Annotated in this window: 16 protein-coding genes and 4 tRNA genes; 8 read left to right on the forward strand and 12 right to left on the reverse strand. The window is 51.8% G+C overall.

What is annotated here, in order from left to right; translation table 11 throughout:
• Window positions 1-10 precede the first annotated feature (10 nt).
• Entirely contained in the window at window positions 11-1,867 is a 1,857-nt protein-coding gene (gene ilvD, locus B9Z35_RS12555) for a dihydroxy-acid dehydratase (RefSeq protein ID WP_108284040.1), read from the reverse strand.
• Between the two features lie 104 nt (window positions 1,868-1,971).
• On the opposite strand from ilvD, the gene B9Z35_RS12565 reads away from it, so the two are divergent.
• Window positions 1,972-2,283 (forward strand): c-type cytochrome, encoded by a 312-nt coding sequence (locus B9Z35_RS12565; RefSeq protein WP_108284041.1) that lies wholly within the window; start codon window positions 1,972-1,974, stop codon window positions 2,281-2,283.
• An 88-nt stretch (window positions 2,284-2,371) separates the two neighbouring features.
• Entirely contained in the window at window positions 2,372-3,922 is a 1,551-nt protein-coding gene (locus B9Z35_RS12570) for a fumarate hydratase (RefSeq protein WP_199219828.1), read from the forward strand.
• Window positions 3,923-4,007: 85 nt separating this feature from the next.
• Here B9Z35_RS12570 and B9Z35_RS12575 read toward each other — a convergent pair whose 3' ends face one another.
• The gene (locus B9Z35_RS12575) at window positions 4,008-4,637 is read right to left on the reverse strand and encodes a DUF6806 family protein (RefSeq protein ID WP_108284043.1); all 630 of its coding nucleotides are present in this window, start codon (window positions 4,635-4,637) and stop codon (window positions 4,008-4,010) included.
• Window positions 4,638-4,666: 29 nt separating this feature from the next.
• Window positions 4,667-4,756 (reverse strand) — tRNA-Leu (locus B9Z35_RS12580).
• A 153-nt stretch (window positions 4,757-4,909) separates the two neighbouring features.
• Here B9Z35_RS12580 and B9Z35_RS13060 point away from each other — a divergent pair.
• Window positions 4,910-5,290, forward strand: coding sequence for a hypothetical protein (locus B9Z35_RS13060; RefSeq protein WP_199219829.1), 381 nt, complete (start codon window positions 4,910-4,912; stop codon window positions 5,288-5,290).
• A gap of 23 nt (window positions 5,291-5,313) precedes the next feature.
• On the opposite strand, the gene B9Z35_RS12590 is transcribed toward B9Z35_RS13060, so the two are convergent.
• The 3 genes from B9Z35_RS12590 to B9Z35_RS12600 all read right to left on the reverse strand — a co-directional run bounded on the left by B9Z35_RS12590 (window position 5,314) and on the right by B9Z35_RS12600 (window position 8,325).
• Window positions 5,314-6,240 (reverse strand): DUF535 family protein, encoded by a 927-nt coding sequence (locus B9Z35_RS12590; RefSeq protein WP_158268153.1) that lies wholly within the window; start codon window positions 6,238-6,240, stop codon window positions 5,314-5,316.
• A gap of 63 nt (window positions 6,241-6,303) precedes the next feature.
• A tRNA-Gly gene (locus B9Z35_RS12595) sits at window positions 6,304-6,379 on the reverse strand.
• A gap of 74 nt (window positions 6,380-6,453) precedes the next feature.
• Window positions 6,454-8,325, reverse strand: coding sequence for a radical SAM protein (locus B9Z35_RS12600; protein WP_233246581.1), 1,872 nt, complete (start codon window positions 8,323-8,325; stop codon window positions 6,454-6,456).
• 200 nt (window positions 8,326-8,525) lie between these two features.
• Here B9Z35_RS12600 and B9Z35_RS12605 point away from each other — a divergent pair, with 200 nt between their 5' ends.
• Complete coding sequence (locus B9Z35_RS12605) at window positions 8,526-9,104, forward strand: twin-arginine translocation signal domain-containing protein (protein WP_158268154.1); 579 nt, start codon at window positions 8,526-8,528, stop codon at window positions 9,102-9,104.
• 134 nt (window positions 9,105-9,238) lie between these two features.
• Here B9Z35_RS12605 and B9Z35_RS12610 read toward each other — a convergent pair whose 3' ends face one another.
• The gene (locus B9Z35_RS12610) at window positions 9,239-9,694 is read right to left on the reverse strand and encodes a hypothetical protein (protein ID WP_108284047.1); all 456 of its coding nucleotides are present in this window, start codon (window positions 9,692-9,694) and stop codon (window positions 9,239-9,241) included.
• 48 nt (window positions 9,695-9,742) lie between these two features.
• Between B9Z35_RS12610 and B9Z35_RS12615 the strand changes: the two genes are divergently transcribed.
• Genes B9Z35_RS12615 through B9Z35_RS12630 form a run of 4 tightly spaced genes read left to right on the forward strand, consistent with a single transcriptional unit; the run spans window position 9,743 to window position 11,943 of the window.
• Window positions 9,743-9,994, forward strand: a complete 252-nt coding sequence (locus tag B9Z35_RS12615; RefSeq protein WP_108284092.1) for a DUF3297 family protein — start codon at window positions 9,743-9,745, stop codon at window positions 9,992-9,994.
• An 11-nt stretch (window positions 9,995-10,005) separates the two neighbouring features.
• Window positions 10,006-10,302 (forward strand): DUF1330 domain-containing protein, encoded by a 297-nt coding sequence (locus tag B9Z35_RS12620; RefSeq protein WP_108284048.1) that lies wholly within the window; start codon window positions 10,006-10,008, stop codon window positions 10,300-10,302.
• Window positions 10,299-10,700 carry a hypothetical protein gene (locus B9Z35_RS12625; RefSeq protein ID WP_108284049.1) on the forward strand — a complete coding sequence of 134 codons (402 nt, stop codon included), beginning with the start codon at window positions 10,299-10,301 and terminating at the stop codon, window positions 10,698-10,700. The genes B9Z35_RS12620 and B9Z35_RS12625 overlap by 4 nt, the downstream gene beginning before the upstream one ends.
• Window positions 10,701-10,704: 4 nt before the next feature.
• Window positions 10,705-11,943: an MFS transporter gene (locus tag B9Z35_RS12630; protein WP_108284050.1), complete on the forward strand. Its 1,239-nt coding sequence runs from the start codon at window positions 10,705-10,707 to the stop codon at window positions 11,941-11,943.
• Here B9Z35_RS12630 and B9Z35_RS12635 read toward each other — a convergent pair.
• The 5 genes from B9Z35_RS12635 to clpX form a co-directional block, all read right to left on the reverse strand.
• Complete coding sequence (locus B9Z35_RS12635; RefSeq protein ID WP_108284051.1) at window positions 11,929-12,330, reverse strand: BLUF domain-containing protein; 402 nt, start codon at window positions 12,328-12,330, stop codon at window positions 11,929-11,931. The two genes, B9Z35_RS12630 and B9Z35_RS12635, sit on opposite strands and share 15 nt — an antisense overlap.
• A 118-nt stretch (window positions 12,331-12,448) precedes the next feature.
• A tRNA-Cys gene (locus B9Z35_RS12640) sits at window positions 12,449-12,522 on the reverse strand.
• A gap of 49 nt (window positions 12,523-12,571) precedes the next feature.
• Window positions 12,572-12,647: transfer RNA gene (locus B9Z35_RS12645), tRNA-Gly, on the reverse strand.
• Window positions 12,648-12,704: 57 nt separating this feature from the next.
• Window positions 12,705-15,122 (reverse strand): endopeptidase La, encoded by a 2,418-nt coding sequence (lon, locus tag B9Z35_RS12650; protein ID WP_108284052.1) that lies wholly within the window; start codon window positions 15,120-15,122, stop codon window positions 12,705-12,707.
• Window positions 15,123-15,179: 57 nt separating this feature from the next.
• A complete protein-coding gene (clpX, locus tag B9Z35_RS12655) occupies window positions 15,180-16,445 on the reverse strand; it encodes an ATP-dependent Clp protease ATP-binding subunit ClpX (protein WP_108284053.1) in 1,266 nt (421 codons plus the stop codon).
• Between the last annotated feature and the right edge of the window lie 16 nt (window positions 16,446-16,461).

The following is a 16,461-nucleotide window of genomic DNA, read 5'->3' on the forward strand; positions in this document are numbered from 1 at the left end:
CTTGAACGCTTTAGTCGAGCATCGACAAATCACGCACAGCGCCCTTATCAGCCGAGGTGGCCAACAAGGCATAGGCTTTGAGCGCTGCCGAGATTTTGCGTGGACGCGCCAACACAGGCTTCCAGCCCAACTTGTCTTGCTCAACGCGACGCTTGGACAACTCGTCATCGCTCACCAACACATTGATGCTGCGATTGGGGATGTCAATGCGAATACGGTCACCATTCTTGACCAAACCAATCGTGCCGCCTGCTGCAGCTTCGGGAGAGCAGTGACCAATCGACAAACCTGATGTACCGCCAGAAAAACGACCATCGGTCAACAAGGCGCATGCCTTGCCCAAGCCCTTGGACTTGATGTAACTGGTGGGGTACAGCATTTCTTGCATGCCTGGGCCGCCCTTGGGACCTTCATAGCGCACAACCACTATGTCACCGGCTTTGACTTGGTCATTCAAGATGTGCTCTACCGCTTCGTCTTGTGACTCGACTACGTGGGCTGGGCCCTCAAACACCAGCAAGCTGTCGTCCACGCCTGCGGTTTTGACCACACAACCATCCAAAGCAATGTTGCCTGTCAACACAGCCAAACCACCTTGCTGGCTGAATGCGTTGTCGACTGAGCGAATACAGCCCTCTGCACGGTCGGTATCCAAGCTAGGCCAGCGAGTGTTTTGGCTGAATGCCACTTGCGTAGGAATGCCAGCTGGGCCGGCCATGTAAAACTTTTTCACATCTTCGCTTGGGTTGCGTGCGATGTCCCATTGGTCCAAGACTTCTTTCATAGTCTTGCCCAGCACGGTGCCCACATCTGTGTGCAGCTTGCCTGCACGGTCTAATTCACCCAAGATACCCATGATGCCGCCAGCGCGGTGCACGTCTTCGATGTGGTACTTGTTGGTGTTGGGTGCGACCTTGCACAACTGAGGAACGATCTTGGACATGCGATCAATGTCGGCCATGGTGAATTCGATCTCAGCTTCTTGTGCAATCGCCAAGATGTGCAGGATGGTGTTAGTTGAGCCGCCCATGGCGATATCCAACGCAATCGCGTTTTCAAAAGCTTTGAAGCCCATCGAACGTGGCAAGACCGAGGCGTCCTCTTGCTCGTAATAGCGCTTGCACAGCTCAACGATCGTGCGACCAGCTTGCTTGAACAGTTGCTCGCGGTCCGCGTGCGTTGCCACCACGGTGCCGTTACCTGGCAAGGCCAAGCCCAAAGCTTCGGCCAAACAGTTCATGGAGTTGGCGGTGAACATACCCGAGCATGAACCGCAGGTGGGGCAAGCCGAGCGCTCGACTTCGGCCAAATCAGCATCGCTCACCTTATCGTCAGCGGCCATGACCATGGCGTCGATCAGGTCGAGCTTTTTGAATTCCATGACTTGCGTTTGCGGATTGGCCAAGCGCACCTTGCCGGCTTCCATAGGGCCACCCGACACAAAGATGACGGGAATATTCAAGCGCATGGCGGCCATCAGCATGCCGGGGGTGATCTTGTCGCAGTTAGAGATGCACACAATAGCGTCTGCGCAATGGGCGTTGACCATATATTCCACCGAGTCCGCAATGATGTCTCGGCTGGGCAGCGAATACAGCATGCCGTCGTGGCCCATGGCAATGCCATCGTCCACGGCAATGGTGTTGAACTCCTTGGCCACGCCGCCTGCAGCTTCGATCTCACGGGCGACCAGTTGACCCAAGTCTTTCAAATGCACGTGGCCTGGCACGAATTGCGTGAACGAGTTGGCAATGGCAATGATGGGTTTGCTGAAGTCGTCATCCTTCATGCCTGTAGCACGCCACAAGGAACGGGCACCCGCCATATTGCGGCCAGCGGTGGAGGTCTTGGAACGGTAAGCAGGCATGTGAGGACTCCGGTCAAAAAACTTCAAAAAAATCTTTCGAGATTATCGCCCGAATGTGCGCGCTACACTGGCATCGTTCCCGATTCCACACGTGAGGTATGTGTATGAACAAGCCACTTTTTGCACTCGCGGCCATCGCTGTCGCCTCGGCGTCTTCACCCGCATGGGCAGACCTCGCGCTAGCGACCTCGAAAAACTGCATGGCCTGCCACGCACTAGACAAACGCATCGTCGGCCCCTCCTACAAAGATGTAGCAGCCAAATACGCTGGCGACAAAACTGCGGCTGACAGACTGGCCACCAAAATTCAAAAAGGCGGCGGCGGTGTTTGGGGCCCCATGCCCATGCCTGCCAACACACAAGTGAATGACGCCGAAGCCAAAAAACTGGCGGCTTGGGTGCTGACTGTCAAATAAGCCCACCCCCCCATGCAAGCATGGCGACAGCGGCTTTGAGTAAACTCAGCCGCTGTTTTTACCTCTGGCCTTTTTCAGGACTATTTCCATGACCACGATCCGCCAAAACGACCTGATTGAATCGGTCGCAGCCGCACTGCAGTTCATCAGCTACTACCACCCTGCCGATTTCATCAGCCACTTGGCCAGCGCGTACGAACGTGAGCAAAGCCCTGCAGCCAAAGACGCCATCGCGCAAATTCTGACCAACAGCAAGATGAGCGCCTACGGCCATCGCCCAATTTGCCAAGACACCGGCATCGTGAACGTTTTCTTGAAGGTGGGCATGGACGTGCGCTGGGAAGGTTTCTCCGGCAGCTTAGAAGATGCAATCAACGAAGGCGTGCGCCGTGGCTACAACCACCCAGACAACATGCTGCGCGCCTCGGTGGTCGATGACCCACAGTTCGCACGCAAAAATACCAAAGACAACACACCCGCCGTGATCTTCACGCAAATCGTGCCCGGCAACAAAGTGGATGTCACCGTTGCAGCTAAAGGTGGCGGCAGCGAAAACAAATCCAAGATGTACATGCTCAACCCCAGCGACAACGTGGTGGACTGGGTGCTTAAAACTGTGCCCACCATGGGCGCAGGCTGGTGCCCTCCTGGCATGTTGGGCATCGGTATTGGCGGCACTGCAGAGAAAGCCGTGCTCATGGCCAAAGAAAGCTTGATGGATGACCTCGATATGTACCAGTTGCTGGAAAAATCCAGCAAGGGCGACAAGCTCAGCCAGGTCGAAGAACTGCGTTTGGAGCTGTATCACAAGGTGAATGCTTTGGGCATTGGCGCACAAGGCTTGGGTGGTTTGACAACCGTCCTCGACGTAAAGATCAAGATGTACCCAACGCATGCCGCCAGTAAGCCAATTGCGATGATCCCCAACTGTGCTGCCACACGCCATGCCCACTTTGTGATGGACGGCTCTGGCCCTGTGTTCTTGGAAGCCCCCTCACTCGACCTGTGGCCCAACGTCAACTGGACACCCGACACTGAAAAAAGCAAGCGTGTGGACCTCAACACCCTCACCAAAGAGGAAGTGGCGAGCTGGAAGCCAGGTCAAACTATTTTGCTCAACGGCAAGATGCTCACCGGCCGTGATGCTGCGCACAAACGCATCCAAGACATGCTGGCCAAAGGCGAGAAGCTGCCGGTGGACTTCACCAACCGTGTCATCTACTACGTCGGCCCAGTTGACCCAGTAGGCGATGAAGCGGTGGGCCCAGCAGGCCCCACCACCGCTACCCGCATGGACAAGTTCACAGAGATGATGCTGTCGCAAACTGGCTTGATTTCCATGGTCGGCAAAGCCGAACGCGGCCCAACGGCGATTGAAGCGATCAAGAAGCACAAGTCTGCCTACCTCATGGCAGTGGGCGGTGCGGCTTACCTCGTATCCAAGGCCATCAAGCACGCCAAAGTGGTGGGGTTTGCGGACCTCGGCATGGAAGCCATTTACGAGTTCGACGTGGTCGACATGCCCGTGACGGTTGCTGTGGACTCAGGCGGCACCAGCGCCCACATCACCGGCCCAGCCGAGTGGGAAAAGCGCATTGCCACGGGCGAGTTCAAAGGCATAGGCATCAAGTCCAACTGAGCTTGAAGGCTTAAAACGCTCTGCGTTTTAAGCGCCCAATAAAAAACCGGCCCTCTTTGCAGAGGCCGGTTTTTTTATTGTCTTGTCAGTGCAGGTGACGCGGTTTGCGACCGCCATGACCACTACCACCGTGACCCCCGTTGGGCCCACGTGGAGGGCGCCCCAAATCAAGCGAGTTCACGAGATTGTCAAATCGCTCTGAGAACAGCTTGTCAATCTCGTTAACCACACCGCCCAACTCAGCGCCGTCAAAGTGGCGTTCCATCAGGTGAATCACGTCGTTGACCAACATGTCGCGCTGCGCTTGCATGATATCGGCGGGCGTTGGGCCAACAAAGAGCATGATGAAATCATCGCGAGAATCTTGACCGCGTGACTCATCTTCGTCGTCAAAGTCGTTGTCGTAAAACGTGACTTCAATAGGCGCACCAGCGGCTGTGAGCTCGTTCAAACTCATACACATTTCGTCCAAGCTTTGACGGAAGTCGTCATCACCAGGCACAGTCCAGCACATTTGCAGCGTGTGTTCTTCGGGGTTAAAGCGAATGCCAGGTTCTTCAGGGTAGGAACTGGTCGCACCGTCTTCAAGAGATGCGGCGCCTGCGTAAAGCCACAAGGGGCGCAGTGCATCTTGCAACTGGTCTAAGCTGACTTCGGACTGCAGCGGAACCAGTCCATGCACATGGATTTCATACGCGGCGTTGTAGCGTGCCATGACGAAACTCCTTCCTTGTGCCTGTTCAGTGGTGCCCGAGGCCGGAATCGAACCGGCACGCCCCTTACGGAAGCGAGAGATTTTAAGTCTCTTGTGTCTACCAATTTCACCACTCGGGCAGTGTCGTTGTATTGGCAGATTTTACGCCAGCCTCCTCTGACACTCGGACAAGTCATGACCGATTTCAGATATTTTTTCGTCTATATTGGCGTTTGAAATTTTTAAGCTCTGCTTAAAACATCAAATCATTGAACCAATTAAGGAATCTGTTCATGACACAACGCACCACACACCATTTCTTGCTGGCTGCCCTGCTTGGCTTGAGCCTTAGCGTGGCTCATGCTGCAGACAAAAAAGAAGCAGCTGACCCCGTAGTGAAAAAGTCTGACTCTGGCATATGCCACGACAAAAGCAGCAACTCTTTTGGCAACACCAAGAAATTCACTGCGTTTGCATCTATGGACGAATGCGTGAAAAGTGGCGGTCGCCCCGCAGCTGGTCAACCTGCAGCAGCTGAGCCCATCGTTAAAAAGTCAGACTCTGGCATTTGCCATGACAAAAACAGCCCCAGCTACGAACGCACCAAAAAATTCACTGAATTTAAAACAATGGACGAATGCGTCAAGAGCGGCGGCACACTGCCTAAGAAGTAAGCAAGAGGCCTAAAGCGCAGCGTTCAAAGGCCTGCGCTGTTGCGAGCCACTTCGTCAAAAATCTTTTGGCGAATTTCGTTTTTGCGACGCAGTTGTGAGCGTTTATTGGATGGCACATCTTGTTCTGAGCGTGCCACCCATTGAATGGGCAAACGCCAATGTGACTGAGATACGGCCCCCGTCGTGCCCATTTCTTCCCACAAGGCGTTGTAGCTTTGACCAACACGCTGTGACAAGCTGCGATAGCCTGAGTAAACGTGGGCGACATCTGACACGCCAACCATACCTATCAACTGCCAACCAGTAGACAAGCCCTGAAGCGCAGTCATCAAAATATTTTGTGGACGCGTGCGCTCCATTTTTTGCGTGACGATTTTTATTTCTTGATTCAAAAATCGCTGCCCTTGCATGTTGCCAATAGCCATCACAAAACCCGATTCTTGAATACCCACCATAGACGCAGGCAAGATATTGAATGCAGCGCGCGTCACCGCCGCGCCATTGAACTTGAGATGCAACTCAAATTCACCTTCGCGCCCCAAGCCACGACCGGGCTCAATTTCGATGGTGATATTGCCCTCTGGATAACTTTGCGTGAAATAAACAAAGGAACCGCGCTTGTAAAACTCGACCACACTCTGAGCAGAATGACGTGCCATCAACCACTCAAAATGAGCCAACATGGCGTCTGTTCTGGCTTCTGGACTCAAGCTACCCCATAAATAGGGGCGCATGGGTCGCAACATGACTGGCAATTCGCTATGCGTCAGCTCGCTCAGGCCATGGTCTTGAAAAAAAAGACGAATGCGATGTAATTGTTTTTCACACAACCAATAACGCAAACGAAACTTCAAGCGTCGTTTGGCCGTTTGCAACCATCCACCTGAACCGTTATCGGTCAAGCGAAATAACTCTTCAGAGTTAGGTGCATCCAAATTGCTGTGGGTCATTGGCATTGTTTTGAGAGATACAAAAAAGCCCCTGCAACATGAGTTTCAGGGGCTCTTTGAAATTGGAGCGGGAAACGAGGCTCGAACTCGCGACCTCAACCTTGGCAAGGTTGCGCTCTACCAACTGAGCTATTCCCGCGTGGAGTGTTTAATTCCGAAGACATAATTCTAATCGCAAATTCAGTGGTTTTCGAGCGATACACGAAGAATTTTTCAATGCCCAAGTGCCTTTGCTATTTTGTGACGCGGCACCGTAGTTTTGGGACACTTTCCCTTAGGCAATTCAAACCACTGGCGCACATCGTTTTCTAAACCTACACCATGCATGTAGTTGTAAATGGCTTTTTTCAAACCATGACCTAGCGTGTCGTGATCAGTACCGGTTGGGTCAACAAAAGCAATATCGTTTTTTGCAAAACTCACTTCTGGTAACGGCACAACCTGTACACCATACGCTGCAGGGTTTTTGCCCACTGGCGAATGCACAGTGCATGCAAAGCGATGGAAGAAGCCGCTTTGAATGCACCCATTCTCAAACAGTTGGCGCACGTACTCCAAAGCGTCCACCGTGTCTTGCAAGGTCTGCGTGGGAAAGCCGTACATCAGGTAGGCATGCACCAAGATGCCTGCCTCGGAAAAGCCTTTGGTGACTTGTGCCACTTGCTCAACTGAAACGCCTTTTTTCATCAAGCTCAATAATCGATCTGACGCCACCTCTAAGCCACCTGACATGGCAATACAACCGCTCTCGGCCAACAACTCAGCCAACTCTGGCGTAAAGGTTTTTTCAAAGCGGATATTGCCCCACCAAGAAATGTGCACCCTACGACGCAGCAATTCTTCGGCCAAAGCCTTGAGGGCTTTAGGTGGTGCAGCTTCATCCACAAAATGAAAACCCGTTTGACCTGTCTCTGCCACGATTTGTTCAATGCGGTCCACCAGCGTGGTGGCCGATGCGGTTTCGTAACGCGAGATGTAGTCGAGACTCACATCACAAAAGCTGCACTTTTTCCAGTAGCAGCCATGCGCCACGGTCAACTTGTTCCAACGTCCATCGCTCCAAAGACGATGCATGGGGTTGAGCATATCCAGCAGCGACAAATATCGGTCTAGCGGTAGGCCGTCCCACGTAGGCGTGCCCACGTCTTCAAATGACACATCGGGCTCAGCCCAGTTCATGAATTGCACCGCGCCAGCATCGTTACGTACAAAAGTGCGCACCAAGCGTTGTGCGCTGCGTTTGCCTTGTAGATGCTCTAACAAAGCCAACAAAGGGCGCTCGCCTGCGTCTAAGCTAATGAAATCCAGATAGTCAAATACGAGCGGCTCGGTCAGCTCACGTAACTCGGTATTCACAAAGCCGCCCCCCAATCCAATGCGAATGTGCGGGTGATATGCCTTGATAGTCTGCGCCATGCGAAACGCTGCATATACCGCACCAGGAAACGGCACGGACAGCAACACCAATTGCGGTTGGTGTTTGGCAATCACATCTAGCGTCAAGGTCTGCAAAGTGCGGTCTACCAACGTGGGGACTGCAGCCAACGCTCGAGCCAAGGGTTCAAAGGTAGCTTGGCTGCCAGCCAATTGTTCGGCGTAACGCACAAACTCAAAACGACTGTCCACCGCATCGCGCAGCACGTCGGCCAAGTCGTTCAAATACAAGGTGGCCAAGTGACGGGCACGATCTTGCTGACCCAACGCGCCAAATGCCCAAGCCAGTGGATCGCCGCTGCCGTCATCTTCGTAGGCGTCTAGCGAGGCAAAACGTGGGCCTTCGGGCAAAAAGCCTCGCCCTGCCATACGGTGACTCAGCGTGGAATCACGACCTTGCAAAAAGGCAATGGTGGGTGCAATGGTCGATTGGTAACGCTCAAAATAGTCTAAGAAGTAGTTCACGCAAGCCGTGCGTTCAGCCTCGGGCTGTGCCAACGCACAGTCATGAACTTGCTCCAAACCTTCTGGCGTAAACAACGCCAAGACCAGAGCCAAAGCCAAGTCCTCCTGTACGGCATCTACTCCCTGCGAACGTAGAAAACCAGTGAGATAGGCAGTAGACGGATAAGGCGTGTTGAGCTGAGTCATCGGGGGGATGAGACTCAGAACTCTAAAATTTGACGAGGAAAATTTGAATTCGGACATTCTGGGCGCCATTATCAGTGCCAGTTGTCCGTTTACTCATAGAACTCTAAATCTGTAAAAATTATCAAACCCACTCAAGGTTTGACTTTTAACGTCGATACCTAATGGCTAACTTTCTTTTTAACCACAACAAGGACATCATCGTGAGCAAAATCACACCTACTTGCGCCTGTTGCGGGCCTCTTCAATTGGCCGGCAATCACTCACGTCGCGGCTTTCTAACTGCAGGCGCTGCCACCGTCGCTGGCAGCTTGATGGGCATGATGCCCTTTCAAGCCCAAGCGGCCAGTGGCAACTACGAAGCCATGTTGGTCAACTGCATTGACCCACGCTTCACTACCCTGAGCTGGCAATACATGGGTCTGCTTCAAGGCATCAGTCGTGAAAAACTGACCGACAACTATAGTCAATTCGTTATTGCTGGTGGCCCTATTGGTGCAGTACACCCCAAGTTTTCAGCATGGCACAAAGCTTATTGGGACAACTTGGACATCACTGTGTCCTTGCATCACATCAAACGCGTGGTGGGCATTACTCACCGTGATTGCGGTGCAGCCAAACTGGCTTTTGGTGACGACAAGGTGGCTGATAAAGAAACCGAAACTGAATCACATGCAGAAGCATTGAATGAGTTCCGCCGTCAAGTTCAAAAGCGTCATCCTAAGTTGAGCGTGATCACTGGCATCATGAGCTTGGATGGTCGCGTAGATTTGATTGGCTAAATCGCTAAAGCCCCAGCAACTTGCGCCGATATATAGGGTTCAAGGTTGCTGAGGTTTATGACCGCTCTCGCTACCAGCCCGAAGTTTTAGGGCGCGTGTGGACTCCAATTCACCGCCGGGAGCGGTCCCCTTTTTTACTTACAAACTACCTCGTGCATCCGGTAGTGTCTGATGTCCTCAAAATGCAGAGGGGTCTTAATGAACTGCCTTGCAAACTCTGAATTACTCTGCTCAATGAATGTGTCTTTCACTTTGTGGGTGATGAACGGCACTTTACCCACCATGTCGCGATAAAAAATCCGCTCGACCAGTTGAATGCTTTGCTCTTGGCAATTGATCTCATAGGTCGACTGCTCTGACGAGTAGTTGTACAACATGACCTTCACCACAGCTTTAGGCGTGTGAAACGGCACTTTGGCATCCACAGGTAACTGGGTGAATGTGCGCAACACCTTGACCTTACCCTTATCTTCGACCGGCGAGTAGTAATAATCGTTCGAGCCATGGTTGTTATTCGTGAAATAAACCCAGCCAGCCCAAAGGTTGGGCTGGTAAGCTGACACAAGTAGGACGAGTAAATATTTAGGCATAAGGTAGCCTCATTTTATTTGCAAACCCAAATCATGGAAAATCAAGCTATGACTGATGCAACAACACAACGCCCTGCCCTGCCCGACCACTTGTCGATCGACCCTCGAAGCCCACACTATGCGCCTGCCGTCTTTGAGTACGAAATCGGCATTCGGTTCAACGACAAAGAACGATTTGATGTCGAAGAATATTGCGTTTCTGAAGGCTGGATCAAAGTGCCTGCCAATAAAACACTAGATCGCAAAGGCAAACCCCTGCTTATCAAACTCAAAGGTAAAGTCGAAGCGTTTTACAAATAAACGGACGCGATATGACCAAAGCATATTTGATAGGCCAAATTACCATCACCAACCCTGAAGGGTATGCTTTCTATGCTGCGCGAGTGCCTCAAACAATCGCAGACTTCGGGGGCAAATATTTGGTTCGCGGTGGTCATGCCACCCAAGTTGAAGGTCGACCTCAAGGCGATCGCAATGTTGCTATTGAATTTCCTGATCGACAAGCAGCTGAGGCTTGGTACACAAGTGACGCCTATCAGTCCATCATCAAACATCGCACAGATAACTCTACAGGCGCATTGGTGCTGGTTGACGGCTACACCGCATGACACTCTCGCGCGCTCAAAAAATCGGGGTTGTTTTTTTTGCACTCAGTTTGCCTTGCGCCTACCTCAGCGCCAACTGGCGACATGAGGCCAATTTACTTGAGATCACAGAACAGTTCAAACTTGAACAAAGTCTTCACCTCAGCACAGACAAGCTTCTGAGCAACTGCGAGCGCAATGCGCAAAAAGAAAATACGCCCTACGGTGCCAACCACCAAATTTGCGACGAAGGCTTGCAAGAGCATGACCTAACTGCACGTTTGATGGATGCATTAGAAACAGAAAAAGAACGTAACAACACACGTTGGTATCGCAACTTTTTCTTAAGCGTTTTAATTTTCAATTTACTTGGGTTAGCAGTCCAACAGTGGCTGAACTTTACAAAGCGCAACGACACTTAAGCCCATGCAAACACATCTGTCTTCGCGCAAAGAACTGTATTTACTCCTATCCTTATCAGGCATCCAGTTCACTCACATCGTGGACTTCATGATCATGATGCCCTTGGGGCCTCAGCTCACCGCGCTATTTAACATCAGCTTGGCTGAATTTGGGCTGTTGGTGTCTGCTTATACCGTAGCAGCAGGCATGTCTGGTCTGTTTGCAACGACCTTTGTCGATCGATTCGATAGAAAACGTCTTTTGCTTGCGCTCTACGTACTTTTTGCACTCACGACGGTAGCCTGCGGCTTAGCGCCAACATATGGCTGGCTGATGGTAGCGCGCATCGCATCAGGTTTTTTTGGTGGCGTGTTATCAACCATGAGCCAAACCATCATCGGCGATGTGATCCCGTTCGCTCGACGCGGCCGAGCAACTGGCATCGTGATGACTTCGTTTTCTGTGGCAACAGTTGCGGGTGTACCTGCAGGCTTGCTATTTGCAAACTTATGGGGTTGGCACTATGCATTCTTTGGCATCGGTGTGATGTGTATCGGAATTGGCACATTGGCTTGTTACAGCGTTCCCAAGCTCGATGCGCACGTGGCACATGCCAAAGACAAACATGTCTTACATGCGATGGGACAGGTGATGGGCGAGCACAACCAACGCATGGCATTGCTCCTATCCGGCACGATGATGTTTGCTGCTTTCACTATCATTCCCTACATTACCCTTTACCTTCAAACCAACCAAGTGATGACGTCCAGCGAAATACCATGGCTTTACTTCTGTGGCGGAGTCATTACCCTCTTCAGTGGACGCTGGGTAGGCGGATTAACCGATCGCATCGGTAAACGACAGACATTTCAAAGAGCCGTTCTTTTTTCGATCATCCCCATGATCATCGTCACCTTGCTAGAGCCGGTCCCTTTGCCATTTGTTTTGGCGGTCACGACTACCTTATTCTTTGCAATGAACGCTCGCATGATCCCGGGGATGGCTTTGCTTACATCAGCAGCTAATCCTAAATTTCGCGGTACGTTTCTCTCTCTGAATGGCGCCGTGCAGTCGTTCTCAATGGGACTCGCTTCTTGGGTTGGGGGTCTATTACTACAGCGTGAACCCAGTGGACACGTCACGCACTATTGGCTTTGTGCCGTGATGGCAACCCTTGCATCTTTGCTCGCCTACGAACTGTCTAAACGCGTCTCTATGCACGAGGAAATGGGTCCTGAGTCAGCGCTATCACGAGCAAAGTAGAGACTTTTCAGAGACGCCGTTGGCATCTAACGGAAAGAAGCCAGGCATATTGAAATCATTCAGATATCGGTAACTGCTAAACGCCATCGCCCATTCCTCAAAGCGCCTAAACTCGGCAGCCCCCCTGTGACGCACTTCCAAAATTTCATGCCTATTGTCTTTAAGCAAAGATTGCCAAAGGCCATCAATGGCGGCAGGCGGCCCCTCAATACATTGCTTGAATATGCCATCTGCATAAAGTAGATGGCCAGTGATACCCAAACGAGCATTTTTCTCGCGGCAATTATTCAATAAATTGAATAAATCGAGCGTCCCCATTGGCTCGCTAGCCCTAGAGATGTAAATCAGACGCTCAACGGCTGTTGGTTGCACAAATGGCAGTGACATAAAACGAGATATTTTGAAATCAGTGCCCCATCTTGAAGTTCAACCCTGACAGCAAATTTGCAAATGCAAACAAAAAAGCCCCTCACGGGGCTAAATTGTTGATTCCACGAAGGAAATCTGGAGGCGCGACCCAGAGTCGAACTGGGCTAAACGGATTTGCAATCCGGTGCATAACCGCTTTGCTATCGCGCCATTCACTTTGACGAAAAAGGGAAGCATGGTGTGCTTCCCTTATCGAATTTGGAGCGGGAAACGAGGCTCGAACTCGCGACCTCAACCTTGGCAAGGTTGCGCTCTACCAACTGAGCTATTCCCGCATAAGACGTATATTCTAGCGCATTTTTCACCCTGTTTTGGCATGCACTAGAAAAATCTTAATGCTTGATCGCTTCGGCTTTTGTCACTGGGTCTGCTGCAGCCGCGGCGGCCGCAGCTGGCACCTCGTCAGGCAGTGGCGTGGGCATCTTCTCAAGTGCAATTTCAAGCACTTTGTCGATCCAACGCACCGGCACGATTTCCAAACCGTTCTTCACGTTTTCTGGAATTTCTTGCAGATCTTTTACGTTTTCTTCTGGAATCAACACGGTCTTGATTCCACCGCGTAATGCAGCCAAGAGCTTCTCTTTCAAGCCGCCGATCGCAGTGACCTCACCACGCAAGGTGATCTCACCTGTCATGGCGACATCTGCACGCACAGGAATGCCTGTAAGAGCTGAAACCAATGCGGTTGTCATAGCTGCACCTGCGCTTGGGCCGTCTTTAGGCGTTGCGCCATCAGGCACGTGAATGTGAATGTCACGCTTTTCAAGCAAGTCTTCTGAAATGCCTAAACGGCGTGCACGACTGCGCACGACAGTTCGGGCTGCTTCCACAGACTCTTTCATCACATCACCCAGCGAGCCGGTACGTGTAATGGTGCCCTTGCCAATCATGATGGCGGCTTCAATGGTCAGCAAATCGCCGCCGACTTCGGTCCATGCCAAGCCAACAACTTGACCCACTTGGTTCTCGGCTTCTGCACGACCATAGGTGTACTTGCGCACACCCAGAAAGTCGGGCAAGTTGTCAGCAGTGACTTTGACCTGAGGTGTCATTTGCTTGAGGAGCAAAGCCTTGACCACCTTGCGGCAAATCTTGGACATTTCGCGCTCTAACGAACGCACACCCGCTTCACGGGTGTAGTAACGCACGATGTCGCGCACCGCCGCTTCGTCCACCGACAGCTCTTCGTCTTTCACGCCATTGTTTTTCATTTGCTTCGGCAGCAAATACTTCACGGCAATGTGTGTTTTTTCGTCTTCGGTGTAGCCCGACAAACGAATCACTTCCATACGGTCCAGCAAGGCTGGTGGAATGTTCATCGAGTTGGACGTAGCCACAAACATCACGTCGCTCAAGTCGTAATCGACTTCCACATAGTGGTCTGCGAACTTGTTGTTTTGTTCGGGGTCCAACACCTCAAGCAAAGCACTAGAAGGATCGCCACGCGAGTCCATGCCGAGCTTGTCGATTTCGTCGAGCAAGAACAACGGGTTACGGGTGCCGACCTTGGTCAGGCTTTGCAGAACCTTGCCGGGCATCGCGCCAATGTAGGTACGACGGTGACCGCGAATCTCAGCCTCGTCACGCATACCGCCTAAGGCCATACGCACGTACTTGCGTCCCGTCGCCTTGGCGATGGATTGACCCAACGATGTTTTACCCACGCCAGGAGGGCCTACCAAGCAAAGAATGGGCGCTTTAACCTTGTCCACGCGCTGTTGCACAGCAAGATATTCCAAGATGCGGTCTTTGACTTTGTCGAGGCCGTAGTGGTCTTCGTTCAACACATCTTCGGCATTACCGAGGTCGTGTTTAATTTTGGTTTTCTTATTCCAAGGCAAGCCCACCAGCACATCAAGGAAGTTACGCACCACAGTGGCTTCGGCCGACATGGGCGACATGAGCTTGAGTTTCTTCAACTCTGACTCTGCCTTCTTGCGTGCCTCTTGGGGCATGCGAGCAGCTTTGATCTTTTTCTCGATCTCTTCGATGTCCGCGCCCTCTTCGCCTTCGCCCAATTCTTTTTGGATGGCTTTGACCTGCTCGTTCAGATAGAAGTCACGTTGGTTTTTCTCCATCTGGCGCTTAACGCGCCCACGGATTTTTTTGTCAACGTTGAGAATTTCGACTTCACGTTCGATTTGCTCAAACAAGTTAGACAAGCGCTCGCGCACGGGCGACAAATCGAGTACCACTTGCTTGCTCTCGAGCTTCAAAGGCAAGTGCGCGGCAATGGTGTCAGCCAAGCGGCCTGCATCATCAATGCTAGAGATAGAAGTCAAGATTTCAGGTGGAATCTTTTTGTTCAATTTGACGTATTGGTCAAACTGTTGCATGACTGCACGGCGCAAGGCTTCGACTTCGCTGCCAGTTTCAGCTGGCAACACCTCGATGGGGGTTACGTGTGCGGTGAAGTGTGATTCACCATCTTCAATGCCGTCCACCTTGGCGCGTTGCTGACCTTCGACCAACACCTTGACCGTGCCATCTGGCAGTTTGAGCATTTGCAAAATGGTTGACACGCAGCCCACTTCAAACATGTCGGTGACAGCAGGCTCATCTTTGGCAGCGGCTTTTTGTGCCACCAACATGATGCGGCGTTCAGCGGCCATGGCAGCTTCGAGTGCCTTAATGCTTTTAGGACGTCCCACAAACAAAGGAATGACCATGTGCGGGAACACAACCACGTCACGCAAAGGCAACAATGGCAGTTCAAGAGGGGTAGCGGGCAGCGGGGGTTGTCCAGACATGGTCAGCCTTCCTGTAAAAAAGGGACGCGTGCTAGGCACCGTCCCCGAGATGAATCTTTAAGCCTTCTTGGCAGCTTCTCGGTACACCAGCAAAGGTGGCTTGTTCTCATCGATTGTGGCCTCTTCGACCACCACTTTCTCGACATTTGACGAATTGGGTAATTCATACATGGTGTCGATGAGTGATTGTTCAAGGATAGAGCGTAAACCACGCGCACCTGTTTTACGCGCCAAAGCTTTTTTGGCGATGGCACGTAATGCGGCTGGGCGAATTTCAAGCTCAGCACCTTCCATGGCCAGCAGCTTGCTGTATTGCTTGACCAAGGCGTTCTTTGGCTCAGTCAAGATTTGCACCAAGGCATCTTCGGTCAGCTCAGCCAAGGCAGCGATCACGGGCATACGGCCCACCAATTCAGGAATCAACCCGAACTTGATGATGTCTTGCGGCTCCACTTCACCAAAAACTTCGGTGAGGCTACGAGCCTCTTTGCTCTTAACGGTGGCGCCAAAACCAATGCCAGAAGCTTCGGTACGGTTCTCGATGACTTTCTCAAGCCCTGCAAACGCACCGCCGCAAATGAACAAGATATTGGTCGTGTCGATTTGCAAGAAGTCTTGGTTGGGATGCTTACGGCCACCTTGAGGCGGAATGCTCGCCATCGTGCCTTCGATCAGCTTCAGCAAGGCTTGCTGCACGCCCTCACCCGACACATCACGCGTGATAGAGGGGTTGTCGGACTTGCGTGAAATCTTATCGATCTCGTCGATGTAAACGATGCCGCGCTGAGCACGCTGCACATCGTAATCGCAGGTTTGCAACAGCTTTTGAATGATGTTTTCAACGTCCTCGCCCACATAACCGGCTTCGGTCAAAGTGGTGGCATCGGCCATGACGAAAGGCACATTCAACATACGCGCCAAAGTTTGCGCCAGCAAGGTCTTGCCTGAGCCTGTTGGCCCAATCAACAAGATGTTGCTTTTGGTCAGCTCAACGTCGTCTTTCTTTGACGACTCTTTGTGCTTTAAACGCTTGTAATGGTTGTACACCGCCACTGCCAAGGTGCGCTTGGCTAGTTCTTGACCAATCACATAGTTGTCGAGGTTGGCTTTGATTTCCGCAGGAGTGGGCAGATCGCTGCCATTCTCTTTGGCAGCTTCTAGGCTCGGCAGCTCATCACGGATGATTTCGTTGCACAAGTCAATGCACTCGTCGCAAATGAAGACTGATGGGCCTGCGATGAGTTTTTTGACTTCGTGCTGGCTCTTACCGCAAAAGGTGCAGTACAGCGTTTTTTCGCCTGAAGCGCTTTTTTTGTCAGCCATGTAAGTGCTTGTGTTT

The organism is Limnohabitans sp. Jir61 (assembly GCF_003063545.1).
GTDB lineage: Bacteria > Pseudomonadota > Gammaproteobacteria > Burkholderiales > Burkholderiaceae_C > Limnohabitans.

Coding starts and splice junctions, on each gene's coding strand:
- B9Z35_RS13060 (WP_199219829.1), top strand. CDS start 4,910: ATGACACAACGCACCACACACCATTTCTTGCTGGCTGCCCTGCTTGGC.
- B9Z35_RS12570 (WP_199219828.1), top strand. CDS start 2,372: ATGACCACGATCCGCCAAAACGACCTGATTGAATCGGTCGCAGCCGCA.
- B9Z35_RS12565 (WP_108284041.1), top strand. CDS start 1,972: ATGAACAAGCCACTTTTTGCACTCGCGGCCATCGCTGTCGCCTCGGCG.
- B9Z35_RS12610 (WP_108284047.1), bottom strand. CDS start 9,694: ATGCCTAAATATTTACTCGTCCTACTTGTGTCAGCTTACCAGCCCAAC.
- B9Z35_RS12590 (WP_158268153.1), bottom strand. CDS start 6,240: ATGACCCACAGCAATTTGGATGCACCTAACTCTGAAGAGTTATTTCGC.
- B9Z35_RS12575 (WP_108284043.1), bottom strand. CDS start 4,637: ATGGCACGCTACAACGCCGCGTATGAAATCCATGTGCATGGACTGGTT.
- clpX (WP_108284053.1), bottom strand. CDS start 16,445: ATGGCTGACAAAAAAAGCGCTTCAGGCGAAAAAACGCTGTACTGCACC.
- B9Z35_RS12625 (WP_108284049.1), top strand. CDS start 10,299: ATGACACTCTCGCGCGCTCAAAAAATCGGGGTTGTTTTTTTTGCACTC.
- ilvD (WP_108284040.1), bottom strand. CDS start 1,867: ATGCCTGCTTACCGTTCCAAGACCTCCACCGCTGGCCGCAATATGGCG.
- B9Z35_RS12600 (WP_233246581.1), bottom strand. CDS start 8,325: ATGACTCAGCTCAACACGCCTTATCCGTCTACTGCCTATCTCACTGGT.
- B9Z35_RS12620 (WP_108284048.1), top strand. CDS start 10,006: ATGACCAAAGCATATTTGATAGGCCAAATTACCATCACCAACCCTGAA.
- B9Z35_RS12635 (WP_108284051.1), bottom strand. CDS start 12,330: ATGTCACTGCCATTTGTGCAACCAACAGCCGTTGAGCGTCTGATTTAC.
- B9Z35_RS12630 (WP_108284050.1), top strand. CDS start 10,705: ATGCAAACACATCTGTCTTCGCGCAAAGAACTGTATTTACTCCTATCC.
- lon (WP_108284052.1), bottom strand. CDS start 15,122: ATGTCTGGACAACCCCCGCTGCCCGCTACCCCTCTTGAACTGCCATTG.
- B9Z35_RS12615 (WP_108284092.1), top strand. CDS start 9,743: ATGACTGATGCAACAACACAACGCCCTGCCCTGCCCGACCACTTGTCG.